This window comes from Pseudoalteromonas rubra (assembly GCF_000238295.3).
In the GTDB taxonomy this organism is placed as follows: Bacteria; Pseudomonadota; Gammaproteobacteria; order Enterobacterales; family Alteromonadaceae; genus Pseudoalteromonas; species Pseudoalteromonas rubra.
In genome coordinates, this window is the sequence record NZ_AHCD03000029.1 from 1 (window position 1) to 15,682 (window position 15,682).

14 protein-coding genes are annotated in these 15,682 nt (G+C 50.6%); 4 read left to right on the forward strand and 10 right to left on the reverse strand.

Translation table 11 applies throughout. The features are described 5' to 3' along the window. Positions 1-1,063: 1,063 nt before the first annotated feature. The 5 genes from PRUB_RS06860 to PRUB_RS06880 form a co-directional block, all read right to left on the reverse strand. On the reverse strand, positions 1,064-1,441 hold the full coding sequence (locus PRUB_RS06860; protein ID WP_010387275.1) for a hypothetical protein: 378 nt from the start codon (positions 1,439-1,441) through the stop codon (positions 1,064-1,066). 9 nt (positions 1,442-1,450) lie between these two features. Then, the gene (locus PRUB_RS06865; RefSeq protein WP_155946277.1) at positions 1,451-2,020 is read right to left on the reverse strand and encodes a hypothetical protein; all 570 of its coding nucleotides are present in this window, start codon (positions 2,018-2,020) and stop codon (positions 1,451-1,453) included. A 90-nt stretch (positions 2,021-2,110) separates the two neighbouring features. Beyond that, entirely contained in the window at positions 2,111-3,487 is a 1,377-nt protein-coding gene (locus tag PRUB_RS06870; RefSeq protein WP_010387279.1) for a class II fumarate hydratase, read from the reverse strand. Positions 3,488-3,495: 8 nt separating this feature from the next. After that, a complete protein-coding gene (locus PRUB_RS06875; RefSeq protein WP_010387280.1) occupies positions 3,496-3,867 on the reverse strand; it encodes a hypothetical protein in 372 nt (123 codons plus the stop codon). Between the two features lie 92 nt (positions 3,868-3,959). Beyond that, positions 3,960-4,136: a hypothetical protein gene (locus tag PRUB_RS06880; protein WP_155946278.1), complete on the reverse strand. Its 177-nt coding sequence runs from the start codon at positions 4,134-4,136 to the stop codon at positions 3,960-3,962. A gap of 170 nt (positions 4,137-4,306) precedes the next feature. Here PRUB_RS06880 and PRUB_RS06885 point away from each other — a divergent pair, with 170 nt between their 5' ends. Then, complete coding sequence (locus tag PRUB_RS06885; protein WP_010387283.1) at positions 4,307-4,900, forward strand: DUF938 domain-containing protein; 594 nt, start codon at positions 4,307-4,309, stop codon at positions 4,898-4,900. Here the strand turns inward: PRUB_RS06885 and PRUB_RS06890 are convergent. The 4 genes from PRUB_RS06890 to PRUB_RS06905 are packed head-to-tail and all read right to left on the reverse strand — an operon-like array spanning position 4,877 to position 10,499. After that, complete coding sequence (locus tag PRUB_RS06890) at positions 4,877-6,004, reverse strand: GNAT family N-acetyltransferase (protein WP_010387285.1); 1,128 nt, start codon at positions 6,002-6,004, stop codon at positions 4,877-4,879. The genes PRUB_RS06885 and PRUB_RS06890 overlap by 24 nt on opposite strands. Before the next feature lie 3 nt (positions 6,005-6,007). Further along, positions 6,008-7,327 (reverse strand): alpha/beta hydrolase, encoded by a 1,320-nt coding sequence (locus PRUB_RS06895; protein WP_052026413.1) that lies wholly within the window; start codon positions 7,325-7,327, stop codon positions 6,008-6,010. Then, positions 7,300-10,020: an ATP-binding protein gene (locus tag PRUB_RS06900; protein WP_010387289.1), complete on the reverse strand. Its 2,721-nt coding sequence runs from the start codon at positions 10,018-10,020 to the stop codon at positions 7,300-7,302. Before PRUB_RS06900 ends, PRUB_RS06895 begins: the two co-directional genes overlap by 28 nt. 17 nt (positions 10,021-10,037) lie before the next feature. Continuing rightward, positions 10,038-10,499 (reverse strand): Lrp/AsnC family transcriptional regulator, encoded by a 462-nt coding sequence (locus tag PRUB_RS06905; protein WP_010387290.1) that lies wholly within the window; start codon positions 10,497-10,499, stop codon positions 10,038-10,040. A gap of 133 nt (positions 10,500-10,632) precedes the next feature. On the opposite strand from PRUB_RS06905, the gene PRUB_RS06910 reads away from it, so the two are divergent. Next, complete coding sequence (locus PRUB_RS06910) at positions 10,633-11,817, forward strand: PrnB family protein (protein WP_010387291.1); 1,185 nt, start codon at positions 10,633-10,635, stop codon at positions 11,815-11,817. Then, entirely contained in the window at positions 11,814-12,929 is a 1,116-nt protein-coding gene (locus PRUB_RS06915; protein WP_010387293.1) for an aminotransferase class V-fold PLP-dependent enzyme, read from the forward strand. The genes PRUB_RS06910 and PRUB_RS06915 overlap by 4 nt, the downstream gene beginning before the upstream one ends. On the opposite strand, the gene PRUB_RS06920 is transcribed toward PRUB_RS06915, so the two are convergent. Then, the gene (locus PRUB_RS06920; RefSeq protein WP_010387296.1) at positions 12,921-13,682 is read right to left on the reverse strand and encodes an MBL fold metallo-hydrolase; all 762 of its coding nucleotides are present in this window, start codon (positions 13,680-13,682) and stop codon (positions 12,921-12,923) included. The genes PRUB_RS06915 and PRUB_RS06920 overlap by 9 nt on opposite strands. 265 nt (positions 13,683-13,947) lie before the next feature. Here PRUB_RS06920 and PRUB_RS26415 point away from each other — a divergent pair, with 265 nt between their 5' ends. Then, positions 13,948-15,609 carry a subtilase gene (locus PRUB_RS26415; protein ID WP_010387298.1) on the forward strand — a complete coding sequence of 554 codons (1,662 nt, stop codon included), beginning with the start codon at positions 13,948-13,950 and terminating at the stop codon, positions 15,607-15,609. Positions 15,610-15,682 lie beyond the last annotated feature (73 nt).

The window sequence follows — 15,682 nt, forward strand, 5'->3', positions numbered from 1 at the left end:
GCAATGCAGCGGGTTTTTTGCGTTTGAAATTTAAAAAAGTGTCGATGAAGTTGTAGACAGAGCGGCGTTGTCTATTCATCCATGAAGCTGGGTCCCATCGCGCATCCTTGCGCTCATCTCAATGAGCTGCGAAGCGTTGCTTCGGTCTCATTTCGTCCATGTGAAAGTAGGACATTGCCAAGCTCCTAATAAAAGAAAGCCCGATTCGAAAGAGTCGGGCTTTTTTGCGTTTGAAATTTAAAAAAGTGTCGATGAAGCTGTAGACAGAATAGCGTTGTCTATTCATCCATGAAGCTGGATAGGATGTTGGAATAGGCCTGCGTTCTCTAAAAAGGCTTATTTCACCTTGCGCAAAGTAAATGTACTCGCGTTGCTCGCTGTCATTGTACTTTGCACTTAATTCATCCATGAATCTCATCGACATTCGTACTTCCATGTACGTCAAACCCGTTGCAGCAATGCTGCGGGTTTTTTGCTTTGTGCGATTTAAATAAGTTGTATAACTGCCCTATCACAAAGCCCACACCATCGTCATCCGTACTTTATGCGGGAACTGCTAACAGGCCATGCGGCGAGTTCAAATGGGACACCAATCTGACAGTCACTATCAAGGTCTAATTAAATCACCTTTGTGTATGTCCATTCATGTAACCACGTATCCAGAGATCTCTTCTGGTGCACAGCACCGAAGTTTCTCAATAGTTAAGTAATACCTATATAGCGGCTCCATGCTTTGCGTTCATTAAGGTGCTCGCATTGCCCTGTATGCAATGACCCGTTATGATGAATGCTGGTTGTTGAGCTTATGAGTTGATTGTGTCCCTATACTTACTTGTCTTGTTTGTTATTTTTGCCCTATTTGGCTGCGCTTCTACTTACCTGGTGAAGTTTATTTATTGTTATTGGGTAAAGAAGCAGATTGAGATCCGGTACGTATGGCGAGCATGCCTGTGTGCATTACTCATTATACCTATCTCTTTACTGAGTCAGTGGTTGGTATAGTTGCACAGTGAGAAGGGTTACTGCCAGACAGCCGTTTAGCTTGCTGGCAGTAAAGCAGGGGTTATTTCAGCGTGATAGCCTGGCATTGGCTGTTAATACAGAGTGCCTGAATTGGTAGCACCTGCTTACACACTTCGCTGGGTGGAGTTTGTTGGTTAATGGCGCGCTCTTTTTGGGTAATAGCGACGGCCATTTGCTCTACCTGAGTTTCATCAACGTTGCGAACCGAATAGACAACGTACTGGCTTGGGCCACCACAGGTTTGTCGCTCTCCTACTCCAATGACTTTACATTGAAAGCTCGCATCACAGCCTTTGTCTGCAACGAATTCTGCCAGCGCAAAGTCATCACCATTGCTTGCTGACTGCGCGGTCTGTGTGGCGCTACAGCCGCTGAGCAAGCCTGTCAGTAAAAACAGCGTCAAACACTGATACTTCATCGAAAATCCCTAGTAGGTTGCCTGATTTGAATGCTCGAGTTTAACACATTTATTGTTAACGCACTGAGTGGCTGGTGCGCTTAGGTGCTCGCAAATACTGATCATCCGGTTTTTGGCATTGTAGGTGGCTTCGGCGTGGGTCAGCTTATCTGCCAGTTCCTTCACTTTGTCGGGATCGGCCGTTTTTGTAGAAAAAATTACATAATCAGATGGGCCGCCACATGCGCGGCTGCCGACAGGCAGGACTTTGCACTGAGTGGTGGTATCACATTCTTTGTCTTTGGTAATAAACTTCAGATAGGCACGTTGATTCTTCAGGTCCGCTTCGCTGATAGCGTCTTTATCTATGTGCGCGACAGGTTCTTTTTCCATGACTTTGTCTGCTGGTGAAGGCTTACTGTGTCCAACATCATGGCGTACCGCTGCTTTTTTTTGCAGCTTGGCAGGTTCAACTGCACGCTGCTCTGCAGAGCCTTGTGGCGTGGTGACGGTTTCCTCGTTGTTTTGGGGTTCACTGTGTGAGGCGTTGCAGCCTGCAATGAATAACAAACTGCAAAGAGAGAGTTTAAACGCGTTCATATTTGATCCTGTTAATTTTTTATCCAGTGTGCCGCGCTTTTTCTCCAGATACAAGAGGTCACGCGCCATAATAACAGGCGCGTGATTTGCTTACAGGCCCCCGAGCGTGAGTTTCTGCGGGTCGAGTAATTCACGCAGTTGGGTTTCGCTTAGATCGGTGTGCTCTGCGGCGACTTCGATGATGGGTCGACCTTGCTGATAGGCTTGCTTGGCAATAAATGCTGCTTTCTCGTACCCGATCACCGGATTCAATGCTGTGACGAGGATCGGGTTACGGGTTAGCGCCTGTTGCAGGCTGGATTCATTGACCTTGAAAGTGGCAATGGCTTTGTCGGCAAGCAGCCGGGACATATTGGCCAGTAACTCGATACTTTGCAGGATATTGTAGGCAATGACTGGCAGCATAACGTTAAGTTCGAAGTTACCCGACTGACCTGCTACTGTGATGGTCGCATCATTGCCAATGACCTGAGCACTGACCATCGCAGCGGCTTCCGGGATCACCGGGTTGACCTTACCTGGCATGATAGACGAACCCGGTTGCAATGCCTGTAACTCTATTTCGCTCAATCCCGCCAGCGGGCCCGAATTCATCCAGCGCAGATCGTTTGCGATTTTCATATTCGCCACGGCCAGTGTTTTTAACTGACCCGACAACGCCACAACGGCATCTTGTGAGCCAATGTTATAGAAAAAGTTTTTACTTGGGGTGAAGCGGATCCCAACATTACTGCTTAAATGGCTGTTAAACGTCGCCGCGAAACGCGTATCTGCGTTCACGCCAGTACCAACTGCGGTGCCGCCCTGGCCAAGCTCATAGATCTTTTCTAGTGCCTGTACAATGCCCTCACAGGCAGAGTCGATCTGATGCTGCCAGCCACTGAGTGTTTGTGCAAAGGTAACTGGCATAGCGTCCATTAAGTGAGTGCGGCCTGTTTTAACCAAATGACCGACTTCTTTACTTTTGCGTTCAATGGTCTGAGACAGGTGTTTAAGTGCTGGCAGTAGTTCGTATACAGCGAGTATGGCACTGCTGACATGAATCGCAGTGGGTATCACATCATTGGAGCTTTGCCCCATATTAACATGATCATTGGGATGAACCGGCTCGCCGCTGAGCTGCGTAGCAAGAGAAGCGATGACTTCATTGGCATTCATGTTGGAGCTGGTGCCTGAACCAGTCTGGAATACGTCGACAGGAAACTGAGACAGGTGTTCCCCGTCAATGATCTGCTGACAAGCAGAGACGATGGCCTGAGCCTGGTGCGAAGGAAGGTGACCCAGTTCTTGGTTTGATTCTGCGGCTGCTTGTTTGATATACGCCAGGGCACGAATAAAGCTACCGGGCAGTGTCAGGCCGCTGACGGGAAAATTATTGATGGCCCGCTGAGTTTGCGCCTGATAAAGCGCATCTTGTGGTACGTCTAACACGCCCATGCTATCTGAAACTTGACGAAATTCGCTCATAACAACTCCTAGCTGTACGGATTAAATTCATGGCTGATGATCCTGGCTTCCCGCTCAAGCAGGTAAAACTTGTGTAACCCTCTGCGCCTGGCTTTGTAATAGCGTTTTAGGGCAAGCAGGGGTTTATAAATTTGCTCCAGACATTGTTGTCTGATGCAGGTATGAACCAGAGGATCAGCAATGTGGTTAAGTAGCTCAAAGAATACTCGTCTGAGGTATAGCTCCTGTAACAACGCACAGGATTGTCGCTCATACCATTTTGCTAACTCGCAGCCAGTGCTTATGAACTCTGCAACTTGTTGTGGTGCATCAAGATGAGGGCGTGTGCAGTGCGCGTTGAGATGCGGCTTAAAATTAATAAGCGCAAGCGGTGTTAGCATAGTGGAATATCCTTTAGTGTAACGATAATAATTATCATTACACTAAAGGGCGAGGTAAGCAAGCCCAGATTGTTGTGCGGGCATTTAATTGCTTAGTTGTAACCAAGTAGAAATTGCTGAGAGGTCTTTTCTCGTTCTTGCTCCGGGCTGGTCAGGATGTTGGCAACTTCCTGACAGTAGTCCTGGCTTTCCAGTAGATTGGGTTCCGCTTCCGTGTCGATCAGACCACGGCTTTGTAACGGGGTTTGAGAGAGATCTGAGGTTGTCATAATGTGCTCCAAGCGTTAAGTGGAAATTTCAGTATAGACAATGCATGCTTTATACCAAGGATAAAAGCGTATATTTTTTATATGTTTAAGGTTATGCAATCCAAAATGACTTGCATTTTAATGGCAGGGTTGCCTCAATAGAGCGCAAAATTGGATCACAGAGGTGCAATATGGACAAACCTTTCTCACAAGCCTGCGAAAATAACAAACGACCGATACTGGAAAAAATACGACCCTACGTCACTGAGGTGACGTCTGTGCTGGAAATAGGCTCCGGTACGGGTCAGCATGCTGCTTTTTTTGCCAGGGCGCTGCCTCATGTAGTCTGGCAGTGCAGCGATCTGGCGGTGAACCACGCCGGGATCCAAATGTGGTGTGAAGACAGTGGCGCGACGAACTTGCCTGCGCCGTTGACCCTCGATTTGTCATCAACGCCCTGGCCGGTCCCGCTGGTGCCCGCGATTTATACGGCGAATACCTTACATATCGTGTCTGAAGCCCTGGTCGAAGCTTTCTTTGCGGGAGTCACACAACATTTGGCACCGGGTGGATTACTGATGATATATGGACCTTTCAATTATCATGGTCAATTTACTTCGGCGAGCAACCAGGAGTTTGATGCGTTTTTACGTAGTCGTAACCCGCACAGTGGGATCCGCGATATCGAATGGATCTGCTCGCTGGCCAACAATGCCGCACTGACGCTACAAGAGGACTATGCGATGCCAGCGAACAACCGTTTACTGATCTTTAAACGGCAGTAATTCTGCACACTGACTCAGGTAATCGGCCATATGGACTCGTTCACGGGCCAGATAGTCGCTGATTGCCGAGGCAAAGTCAGGATGCCGAATATGATGATAAGAGTAAGTGAAGACAGGCTCGAATCCGCGCGCCAGTTTATGCTCGCCTTGTGCACCTGCATCAAAGCGCGTCAATTCGTGGCGAATGGCATACTCGATGCCCTGGTAATAGCACAACTCGAAGTGTAAATGCGTGTGGCTCTGTAGCGCGCCCCAGTATCGTCCGTATAGCGTATGCTGATCATACAAATACAGGCTTGCTGCCACGATTTCTCCCTGCTGGAATGCGCATACAATCGCAATCTGATCGCTCATGGTGTCACAGATCTGTCGGAAGAACGCCTCGTTCAGGTAACCCTGGTGTCCAGAGCGTTTCAGATAGGTTGTGGCATAGCACAGATAGAAAGCTTGTCGTATCTCATCGGTGATCTCTGCGCCCTGGTACCAGCGAATGGTTAATGCCTGACTGATGACGGTTTTTCGTTCTTTCTTGATGGCTTTGCGTTTGCGAGAGGTCAGCGCGTTAAGAAAGTCGTCAAAGTGCCTGTAGTGCTGATTTTTCCAGTGAAACTGGACTCCATGGCGTTCCATCAGCGACTGTTTTTGCAAGCTGGCCCGGTGTGCCGGAAAGTTGATATGCCATCCCGACCAGTGCTGATTTTGTGCTTCCTGGTGCAGGGCCTGTGTAACATAGTCATACAAAGCATCTGAGAGCGGTTCATCAGATAGCACTCGACTACCCACCACAGGCGTAAAGGGAATGGCACAGATCCATTTAGGATAGTAGGCAAGCTGATGACGCTCGTATGCTTCAGCCCAGGCCCAGTCAAAAACATACTCACCATAAGAATGGAGTTTGATATAGCCAGGCAGGAGTGCCACCAGTTTACTGTCACGGTATACCAGTAAATGATAGGGTAGCCAGCCCGTGTCTTCGCCCACACAGCCACTCAATTCCAGCGCTTCGAGCCACTGAATGCTGCTAAATGGAGATTGGCCTGACAGCGTCGCTCGTTCGAGCTGTGTGAGGGTGGACAGGCCAGTAAGAAAGCGATGTTGATACATAGTTTACTGCATTGCCTTGCCTAAAAACTCAACCAGCTGAGTGGTCATAGGATCATAATCCGGATTAAAAGAGACTCTGATCAGCGGCGTATGCTCAGCGAGATTTGCCTGACTACGCTCACCAAAATGCGGTGTATCTGTGGTTTTGCAATGGGTAAAAGCGCGGGTGTCGTCCAGGTAAGCATCACAGTTTCGAAACACCCCGGTTTTGCCATAGTAAGGGTGCTCAGGTGGATTCAAAAAGCCAATGTGTGACATATCAATCACGCCGTCCAGCGTTGAGACTTCAGTGATATCGATAGACTCTGGCAGTGCGGTGAGCGCATCGGGTGCGTAGACTCGCAGTGCCAGCGGCGCTGTGCGTGCCTGTGCCCAGCGTGATAAAAGCTGATAAGTGACCTGACTATTAATCGTGGCATCGACATCGCTGGCAATCACCAGTGTTGGCAAGGAAGCCGGTAAACTGGCTTCACGCATGTCTGCCATAGCTTGCTCCACCAGGGTGACTGCATGCAATGGAAATGACTCATACTTTGCCAGGTCCAGATCGGCTGCTTTATCCACCCAGTCAACCCAGGGGAGCCAGTCCAGCCATTTGGCCAGCCAGGCTTTCTCGCTGTGGCTCTGTGTTGCGGGTGCGACCAGTACCAGGGCGGCTAAATTATCAGGCCGACGAGCAGCAATTTCTGTGGTTGCCAGCGCGGCACCGGTTGAATAGCCCAGCACAGCAAAGTCGCTGTAATCACTGGCTGTACGCGAAATGGCATAGCGGACATGCTGTTGCCAGTCGCGGTAGTCTGTTTCTTTGAGGTCGCTGGCTGCTGTACCATGGCCGGGCAAAAGCATGGTTCTCACGTCATAACCCTGTGCATACAGATCTGCGGCCAGGGTATGAAAGGTAAAAGGCGAATCGGTCAGGCCGTGGATCAGTAATACCGCTTTTTGGTTGTTTGGGTGCGTTAACTCAAACGGGGCGACGTAATCTGCGACCTGGGTTGGCTGACTGGGCAGCAGTGCAGAGACTTTGGTTGCCAGCTCACAGGGAAGCCTTGCTTTGGGGTTGCGGGCAAAGATCAGTGCCTGCGTTGCGCGGATATATGCTGAGTATGACTGCGCCTCGGGAATGTCCAGGACCGCCTCCCCGACGTCGTTAGCAAAGCGATAGCTGCCCAGCTGTGCATCAGACTGATAGCGAGCCAGATCGGTCACCAAATCCTGGCACGTTTGCGCCTGTACTGGCATGACCGCCAGTTGACTCAGAGCGGCCAGAAGAGAAACTAACAATCCTTTTTTCATCATGATTTTCGGTATTGTGTTAAGCATTGCACCAGCTTATCGCGCTCCAGCGGTTTTGCAAGGTGGCTGTTAAATCCGACTGCCAGTGCGTAAGTTTTATCTTCGGGCATCACATCCGCCGTCAGGGCGATGACAGGCAGCTGCTGCTGAGTGTAGCGTTTACGCAACAGTGCGGTTGCCTGATAGCCGTCAAGCAGTGGCATCTGACAGTCCATGAGTACCAGATCAAAGGTTTGGTCTTGGCAGGCGTCTACGGCTTGCTGGCCATCACTCACTAAGACAAATTCAACGTTAATCGACTGTAGCATGGCTTTGATGACAAGCTGATTAACCGGGTTATCTTCCGCCACCAGGACCTGCATGCCTTTGAGTAAAGACGGATCTGGCACAGTATTATGCGCCAGCTGTGCATCGCCAAAGGGGCAACGCAGCGCAAAGGTAAAGGTGCTGCCCTGTCCCGGGGTGCTTTTTACTGTGAGTTGGCCAGCCATGAGTTCGACCAGCTCTTTGCTGATTGCCAGGCCCAGTCCGGTGCCGCCAAAGCGCCTTGACGTTGAGGCGTCGGCCTGTGTAAAAGGGGCAAAAATCAGCTGCTGTTTGTGGTAATCAATACCAATACCGGTATCAATGATAGAGAAAGTAAGCAGGTAATCACTATCGCCATGTAGCACCTCACAATGCAGGGTTACTTTACCATTATCGGTGAACTTGACGGCATTACTGCACAGGTTTAAGAGGATCTGCTCCATCCGTAGTTCATCGGCTTTGAGCCAGCAGGCACCGCTGATGTTGGTATTCAGCTGCCACTGTAGCCCTTTGTCCGCAGCGCTGGTGGCAAACAGGCTATCTATGCGGCTGAGTAAATGCTGTAAGTTAAAGTCGTGTTGTTCAATGACCAGGTGGTTTGACTCGATTTTGGCAATATCAAGAATATCATTCACCAGGTTGAGCAAGGTTTTTGCCGCCATATCAATCCGGCTGGCATAAGACTGGAGCGTCTCAAAAGAGTCGGTTGTCTTCATCAAAGAGGCAAACCCTACCACGGCATTCAGTGGCGTACGCAGTTCGTGGCTCATGTTAGCCAGAAAGCGGCTCTTGGCCTGGTTGGCTCGCTCGGCATCGTCAACGGCCTGGCGCAGCGACTGAGTACGCTGCTCAACCAGATGATTGAGCTCATAGTGCTGATAGTTATTGAGCAGCACAATAAAGATGATCAACGCCGTGATACTGAGCTGTAATAACAACAGCAACACGGTTTGTTGGTGGTTGAGGCTGGCAACAAAATCAGCTCTGAGCTCCAGCTTGATCCGCCATATCTGGCCACCAAACTGAATACGGGTTTCAAACAGGTTGTCTGTCGATAGCCCAGCGCTCGAGAGGACATGATTGTTGTAGAAAGGCTCTGCTTCATTGCCATCATAGACTGCAATATTGTAGCTGCTGGCCTGCGACTGCCTCAGTGCCGAACCCAGCAGAGTATCGGTTTGCACCACCGCAGTGGCATAGCCAAGAATGTCCGCCTGGGGGTCGGCAGCGCCGCGCCGGTAAACCGGGGAAAACAACAAATAAGCCGGTACCGGCGTATTACTTTGAATTAACTCAATGATGTCTGTGGCCTGGGGTTGTACAGTGATAATCGGGTTTTCCAGTGCCTGCTTACGGTTTTCACGCGAATACACATTAAAGCCCAGTGCGCTGAAGTTTTCCGTTTGTGGTGAAATATAGGTCACCACCACCAGGGGATCATCGGGGGTCAGGGGCAATCCTTTGAGTTTCACCCGGCCATCGTATAGCGCATCAAACTTGTCCTGAAGGGCATTCCCCTGCGTTTGGTCGAGCCTGACATTCCAGGATATCGCCCGTAAAAATGGATAGCGTACGCGTTGTTGCTCAGCGATCTGGTGAAATTCTTCGCCGTTTACCTCACTCAGCGACTGCAGCTTAGCTGCAACGCCCTGCACGGCCAGCATACTGAGATTGACCTGTTGTAACAGCAGATTTTCTATCAGTCTGAGCTCTCTTTGTGCCTCTCGTTTGGCGGCCTGAACATTGCCTTGATTGTATAAGTAGGTGGTCAGCACCACAGACAAAAACAGCACAAAGCTGGTGGCAAACACATTACGACTGCGGTGATAACTGTGTTGTTGAAACGCCCATGCATCCAAGAACAGCAGCAGTAACGGGGTAAAAATCAGTATGCCCAGACTGTCGCCCAGCCACCAAGCCACCACGTTTTGCCAGTGGTGGCTAAACTGATACTCAGGGTTAAACAGGCTGAGTGAGAAGACCCCAATGTTGGCCGAGATAAGGTTACAGAATATGCCCACCAAAAAGATGTAGTAGGCAATATGTTTGCGCGTGCGCATGCGTAGCGGATCGCCTAACCAAAGCCGCAGAATAGAGCCTCCGGCCAGCCCCTGCAGGCAGGCGCCCAGCGCAATAATTGAGACTTGCAGTTGTTGCGATAAGGTCGCCCCGGAAAATACATAGCCGTGGGCGGTAGTCCAGTTAAACAGCGCCGAGGCAGCAAACAAACCGGGTAGAAAGCGCCAGCCCCAGATCAGCACACCTACCAGCCCGACGCCGGCGGGCAGCCAGATGGGTAGCACCTGATCCTGAAACGCAAAAGCGGTGAGTATTTTTCCCAGCGCAAAGTAGCTCACTGTCATGAGCAAGTAAGCAGCCCATTGGTGGTACGCTGTGCGAAATTGGAACTGCATGTGATCCTGTCCTTTCGTTAAACTGGCAGGGGGCGTTTGGTAAACGTTTGTTTTAATACTATGGTCGACTCAATCCCTGCAATACAGCCGATGGCGCCAAGGCGGTGTTTGACAAAGTGCTCATAGCTGGGCAAATCTTCGGCAATGATCTCAAGTAAATAATCATGTGCACCGGATACCACAGAGCAGCTAAGTACCTGCTGCAGTTGTTCCACATCAGATTCAAACTGGGTGGCCGCTTGTGCAGAGTTCTCGCTCAGGCGAATAAAGGCATAGACAAGTACAGTATAGCCTAGTGACTGCGGTGCCAAAGTGGCGTGATAACCTAAAATAACACCATCTTGTTGTAACTTTTTGACACGCCTTAAGCAAGGGGTATCTGATAAGCTGGCTTGTTCAGCAAGCTGGGCGTTGCTGAGCCGGGCGTTGTGCTGCAATGCCCTGAGAAGGATACGGTCTTTATTATCTAGGTGTGCCATAGTAGTGAATTCTGCTAACTGATGATGATTTATTTATAATTATTACTAACCCAGTCTAGCGTTTACATAAATTTTAGCAAATTTTAGCGTAAGACTTTTGATAGCCTGAGAGCTCAAAGTTAAGGAGTTCGTCATGACTACGCTGACACAGGCATTTGATCACTGGATCCGCAGTGATTTTGTTACGCTCAACGACACGCTGGAGGCTGCATACTGGCAGCAGCAGGATAAGGCGAATGTTGTGGGCGTAGAAGACCAGATAAAACAACAACTATTAAACGAAGGTCAGCAACATATCCAGGCCTTGCTGGCAGAAGGCAATACCGATGAAGGGTTCGACAATGCGTTCGACCTGCTTGGCAATGTCGGCCTGTACATGGCGGCATGTCGTCGTCATGAATTGACCGAGCCCAGCCGTGAGCACTATTCACCACTCAAAGAAGCCTCTGCGCTGGCGATGCACATTGGCGCGTCAATTGGCGTGACGCCTCGTTTTGCAACGGCCCACCTGACCACACATAATCGTGCGGTTGATGGGGTATATAAACGCTTTACCAGTCATCCGGCTGAGCAGTTATTCATTGATTACAATACCCGTGCTATTTTGGCCTATAAACGTGCCGCGGAGTGTTTGTTAAAGATCCAGCCTCTGGGCATTTCGCACCCAATGACGCCGGTGCTGCTGAACCAGGTCAAAGAAGGCCTGTTAGACGTGATCCGCTCCAACCAGTGTTTGTTTGAGCAGCTGGATACCGATGCCTTCTTTTACGTTGTGCGACCTTATTACAAGCCTTATCGGGTGGGTAAGGAGGTATATCGGGGGGCCAATGCAGGGGACTTCGCCGGGATCAATGTGATCGATATGCTGCTGGGCTTGTGCCAGGCCAATGATGTCAATTACGCCCAGATGCTGGTGGATAAATTCCTCTATATGATGCCCGAAGATCAGGCCACGTTGCGCGAGTGTATGCGCTTGCCTAATCTGATGGATGCATTTGTGGCAGCGGCGCCGCAGCATCATACCAGTCGTTGGTATCAGGAAGCGGCGAGCGCATTTGTACAAGTGTGCAAGCTGCATGGCGACACCGCTATTCAGCATCATAATCAGCTGGTAGAAAAATACATTGCACAGCCTTCGGGTGATATGAACACTGAGCACCTGGACAAAGTGACTGCCAGTGGGCCGCCTTTGCCTGTGTTGCTGAACCAGCTGGCATTATTGCGAGACAAACGGGCGGCGGCAAAACGTGAAGATGTCTTTACCCGCTTTGATGATTTAAATACGCTGCGTCGCAGCATAGCAAAGGACACACAATGAAACAGGCCGATTTCTCGTTACCGCAGGGCCATTATTTACTCAGCCACTCGGTAGGCCGGCCGCTGGTGACGGCCAGGCAGGACTTTATGACACGCTATTTTGATCCCTGGGCAGGTGATAATCATGAGCCCTGGTATCAGTGGATAGACGGCATACAGCAGTTTACCGCTGCCCTGGCCAGCTTGTTTAACAGCCAGGCAGAGTCATTTTGTCCGCAAAGTAACCTCTCCAGCGGCCTGACGAAATGGGTTATGAGTTTGCCGGAAACGGGTAAGCAAACCGTGCGTGTGCTGATGAGTGAAAGTGATTTTCCCAGCATGGGGTTTGTGTTGCAGCAAGCGGTGCCGGATGTCGAGATCCGCTTTATCCCAGCAGCACTGGATATGTCAGACTTAAGCGTCTGGCAGCAACATCTGGATGACGATATCGACTGGGTCTTTGTCAGTCAGGTGTACTCCAATACGGGGCAACAAGCACCCGTTTCAGCCATCACCCAGCTGGCAAAAGCACAGGGCTGTCGGGTCATAGTCGATGTGGCGCAGGCGGCAGGCGTGATCCCCATCGACCTGTCAGACTGTGCTGCGGATTGTGTGCTGGGCTCCTGTGTTAAATGGCTGTGTGGTGGACCTGGTGCCGGGTTTATCTGGGTTAACCCCGATATTATTGAGGCGTGTCAGCCTAAAGATGTCGGCTGGTTCTCTCATCAAAATCCTGTGGAATTTGATATTCACCACTTTACGCCTCACCACACTGCGCTGAGGTTCTGGGGCGGCACGCCGTCCGTCGCTGCCTATATTTTTGCTGCCCACAGCATCCAGTATTTTGCAGAGCTGGGGGTCGAGCAAGTGCGGGCACACAATCTGACATTACTGAAGCGCTTGCAGGCCGAGCTGGCACCCTGGTACATCGCCCCGACGGATGCAAAGCGCTGCTCTGGCACGGCGATCCTCAATGTGGAGGATAAGCAGGATCAGGTGCTGGCGACGTTACGGGAGGCCGGTATTGCGGTCGATGCACGTAAGCTGGGGATCCGCGTATCTCCGCATATTTACACCACTGTGGAAGACATCGACGCCTTTATCCGGGTATTTAAAAGTGCCGTATCAGGGTGAGGAGTGACTCAGCCCCAGCGCCTTTCTGGTCTTGGTTTTGACTGAGCGCCAGTGGGTCACCGGTTGTCTGGGCGCGCGCTGTAACAGCTGCTCAAAGTCTATGTCGGCAAAGGCAATTTCACTGTGGTGTGCCAGCATCACCGTATCTGGCGCAAGCTGTTGCAGTTTCAGCAGAGTTGCGCGATACAATCGGGGGTAAAACACCGGATAGGGGGGGATCAGCTTGCCGCGCACCTGCACCATCACATCGGCAATATACACGGTACTGCGCTGTGCATGATACAGGCTGATATCCCGGTCGGTGTGACCCGGGGTGTGCAGCACCTGCCAGTCTTCAAACCCGGGTAATGACACACCGTCGGGCAAATAGATATCTGGCTCAAGGGTGCGGGTATACCAGAGGTTTTTTCGTGCTTTGCGTTTACGTCCGGCAACCCACAGGGCCAGTGCGATGTCCGACAAATGCATCAGCATGCCATCTATCCCCTGATACCACTGACCCGGGCAATTCGCTGTGGCTATCTGCGCGCCGCTGACTTTTCTTAAGGCATGAGCCCCGCCTGCATGGTCCGGGTGCATGTGGGTCACCACAATTAATTTGAGTTGATGCAACGGGCGGTGCAATTCATCGGTTATAAACCGGCGGATCAGTCCCACGTCTGCACGGCTGCAACCATCCAGCAAGAGCAGCCTGTCCGGATACTCTACCAGGTAGATATTCTGAATATAGCCTTCGAGGGTATGGATCTTCATCATTGTATTTTATTCGCACGACGTCATGTCATATAGGTAACACATCTGACCAGATAGGCAAAATGAAATTGTCAGCAGGGAAGACAAGCCAGCCTGTCATTTTTCTTTAACAATAAATACATTCGCGATCTTTTCTCATGAATTTAATCATAAATTGCGGTGTTTTGTTTGCTTTTTGGCCACTTGTTTCTGTTTCAGGTTTCCGTAACTTACTAATGTTGATACATTTCGCACCAAATAATTTAACATTCAAAGTGGTGTTGTTTTGGGTTGGTTTAATTTTTGTTTTTTGTTGTTAATTTCCTTTGGCAGCATTCAGGCCGTCAATGCGCAGCAAACGTCCGGGTTTAATCGGTATGTCCCTCAATTGCCCCCTCATGCCAGTGGGATACATCTGAAAGGCAGCAGCGATCAGCTCAGCTGGGTCGCCGTTTCGGGGGCAACTTACTATTACATCGAAGCGTATCGTGGCTATGAGGTTTATCAGGCACGAGATAACAGGGCGATTGACACGGGTATTATGGGCAACGAGAGAGACCAACTCAGCCAGGCGAATGCCGGTAGTGCCCCTTTACCAAACACGAGCGAGGTTTTTATACCTCGTTATCAAAGTTATGGTCGCAGTTATACATTAGCTGCGCCATTCAGTGATGCCCGCTATTTGATCATTCCCTGTAATCAGGTCGGCTGCGGAGCGGGCTTTGTTGCGCAGCAATATGATGCACAGCACTATTATCTGAGTATAGAGTCATTCCAGACCGACAGTCTGACGGTGCTCCCCTGGGAGCAGACCAAGCTGAGCTGGAAAGTGGCTGGTGCGCATAATGTCAGCTTACTGAAAGACGGTCAGCCCTATCGCACCGGCTTACCGGGTCATGGCAGTGAAACGGTCAAACTGGGCCAGAGTGCCCGCTTTACACTCCGTGCTGAAGGCCTCAACCAGCGAACAGTCGAAAAACAACTCCAGCTTATTTATCATGAGGTTGCAGACCCTGATACCGTCCATCACGGGGTCTATTCTGTGCGTTTACAATCCATCGGGCTTGATCCTGTGCCGCGCACCGTTGTGGCCGTTGATGATAAATATCTGTTTCTGGTAGATAAGCACAATTCGCTGCACAAAGTAGATCACAGTCAGGCGCAGGTCAAAGTGGTCTGGACACAGCGGCTCAGCGGCAAAGTGGTTAATCAGCCCTTGTCGTTCGATGGTCACCTCTACTTTGGCGTCAGCCGCTTAGATGGTAGCGGCGAAGTATGTCGGCTTGCTGTACAACACTCTACCAGAGTCAATTGCAAGACAACCTCTGACGGTGTTATCGCCGGTGCCGTGATGGTCAAACGGATGGCAGGCACGGGTGGCCCCATTGATGACACTATGAGTGCCAGCCGCCTGTTGTCCGGACCTGGGTTTACGCAACCGCTCTATGAGCCCAGCATTGTATTCATTGATCGTAAGGGACTGGTCATGGAGTACGATGAGGCATTGAGCGGGTTATACCAAAGTGCCTATTTGCCTTCTGTGATGCGCCAGAGCGACTATCTGGTTACCCCCTCTGCGGACGCACAGGCACGTACCCTTTATCTTCCATTTACCCGATCTGACAATGGGGAGCGCAGTGTTGCGGCGATTTCAATTGATGAGCCGGGCACAATTAATGGCAATGGCTCTACTGGACCGACAGACCCCGTTGATCCGATCAACCCCGGCGGCCCCATAGATCCCATTGGGCCCGGTGGTCCTATAGATCCCATTGGGCCCGGTGGTCCTATAGATCCCATTGGGCCCGGTGGCCCCATCGACCATTTTTCTGCCCCCTTGCGTCTGCCATCAGAGCGGGAGCTGGCGCGCAGCATCCAAAATGCTGCCTATAACGACAACATGATCACCGTGGAATGGACCAAGGAAGTGGGAGCTGGCAATGAATAAGCGAATCGGTCAAATGATTTTGTTTCTGGTATTGGTATTAAGTTTTCCAACCTGGGCAATAGAACCAAAGCCA

Excerpts from the sequence above, each read along its gene's own strand:
- PRUB_RS06890 (WP_010387285.1), bottom strand. The coding sequence starts at position 6,004 with ATGTATCAACATCGCTTTCTTACTGGCCTGTCCACCCTCACACAGCTC.
- PRUB_RS06875 (WP_010387280.1), bottom strand. The coding sequence starts at position 3,867 with ATGCTAACACCGCTTGCGCTTATTAATTTTAAGCCGCATCTCAACGCG.
- PRUB_RS06885 (WP_010387283.1), top strand. The coding sequence starts at position 4,307 with ATGGACAAACCTTTCTCACAAGCCTGCGAAAATAACAAACGACCGATA.
- PRUB_RS06915 (WP_010387293.1), top strand. The coding sequence starts at position 11,814 with ATGAAACAGGCCGATTTCTCGTTACCGCAGGGCCATTATTTACTCAGC.
- PRUB_RS06910 (WP_010387291.1), top strand. The coding sequence starts at position 10,633 with ATGACTACGCTGACACAGGCATTTGATCACTGGATCCGCAGTGATTTT.
- PRUB_RS06870 (WP_010387279.1), bottom strand. The coding sequence starts at position 3,487 with ATGAGCGAATTTCGTCAAGTTTCAGATAGCATGGGCGTGTTAGACGTA.
- PRUB_RS06865 (WP_155946277.1), bottom strand. The coding sequence starts at position 2,020 with ATGAACGCGTTTAAACTCTCTCTTTGCAGTTTGTTATTCATTGCAGGC.
- PRUB_RS06895 (WP_052026413.1), bottom strand. The coding sequence starts at position 7,327 with ATGCTTAACACAATACCGAAAATCATGATGAAAAAAGGATTGTTAGTT.
- PRUB_RS06920 (WP_010387296.1), bottom strand. The coding sequence starts at position 13,682 with ATGAAGATCCATACCCTCGAAGGCTATATTCAGAATATCTACCTGGTA.
- PRUB_RS06860 (WP_010387275.1), bottom strand. The coding sequence starts at position 1,441 with ATGAAGTATCAGTGTTTGACGCTGTTTTTACTGACAGGCTTGCTCAGC.
- PRUB_RS06880 (WP_155946278.1), bottom strand. The coding sequence starts at position 4,136 with ATGACAACCTCAGATCTCTCTCAAACCCCGTTACAAAGCCGTGGTCTG.
- PRUB_RS06900 (WP_010387289.1), bottom strand. The coding sequence starts at position 10,020 with ATGCAGTTCCAATTTCGCACAGCGTACCACCAATGGGCTGCTTACTTG.
- PRUB_RS06905 (WP_010387290.1), bottom strand. The coding sequence starts at position 10,499 with ATGGCACACCTAGATAATAAAGACCGTATCCTTCTCAGGGCATTGCAG.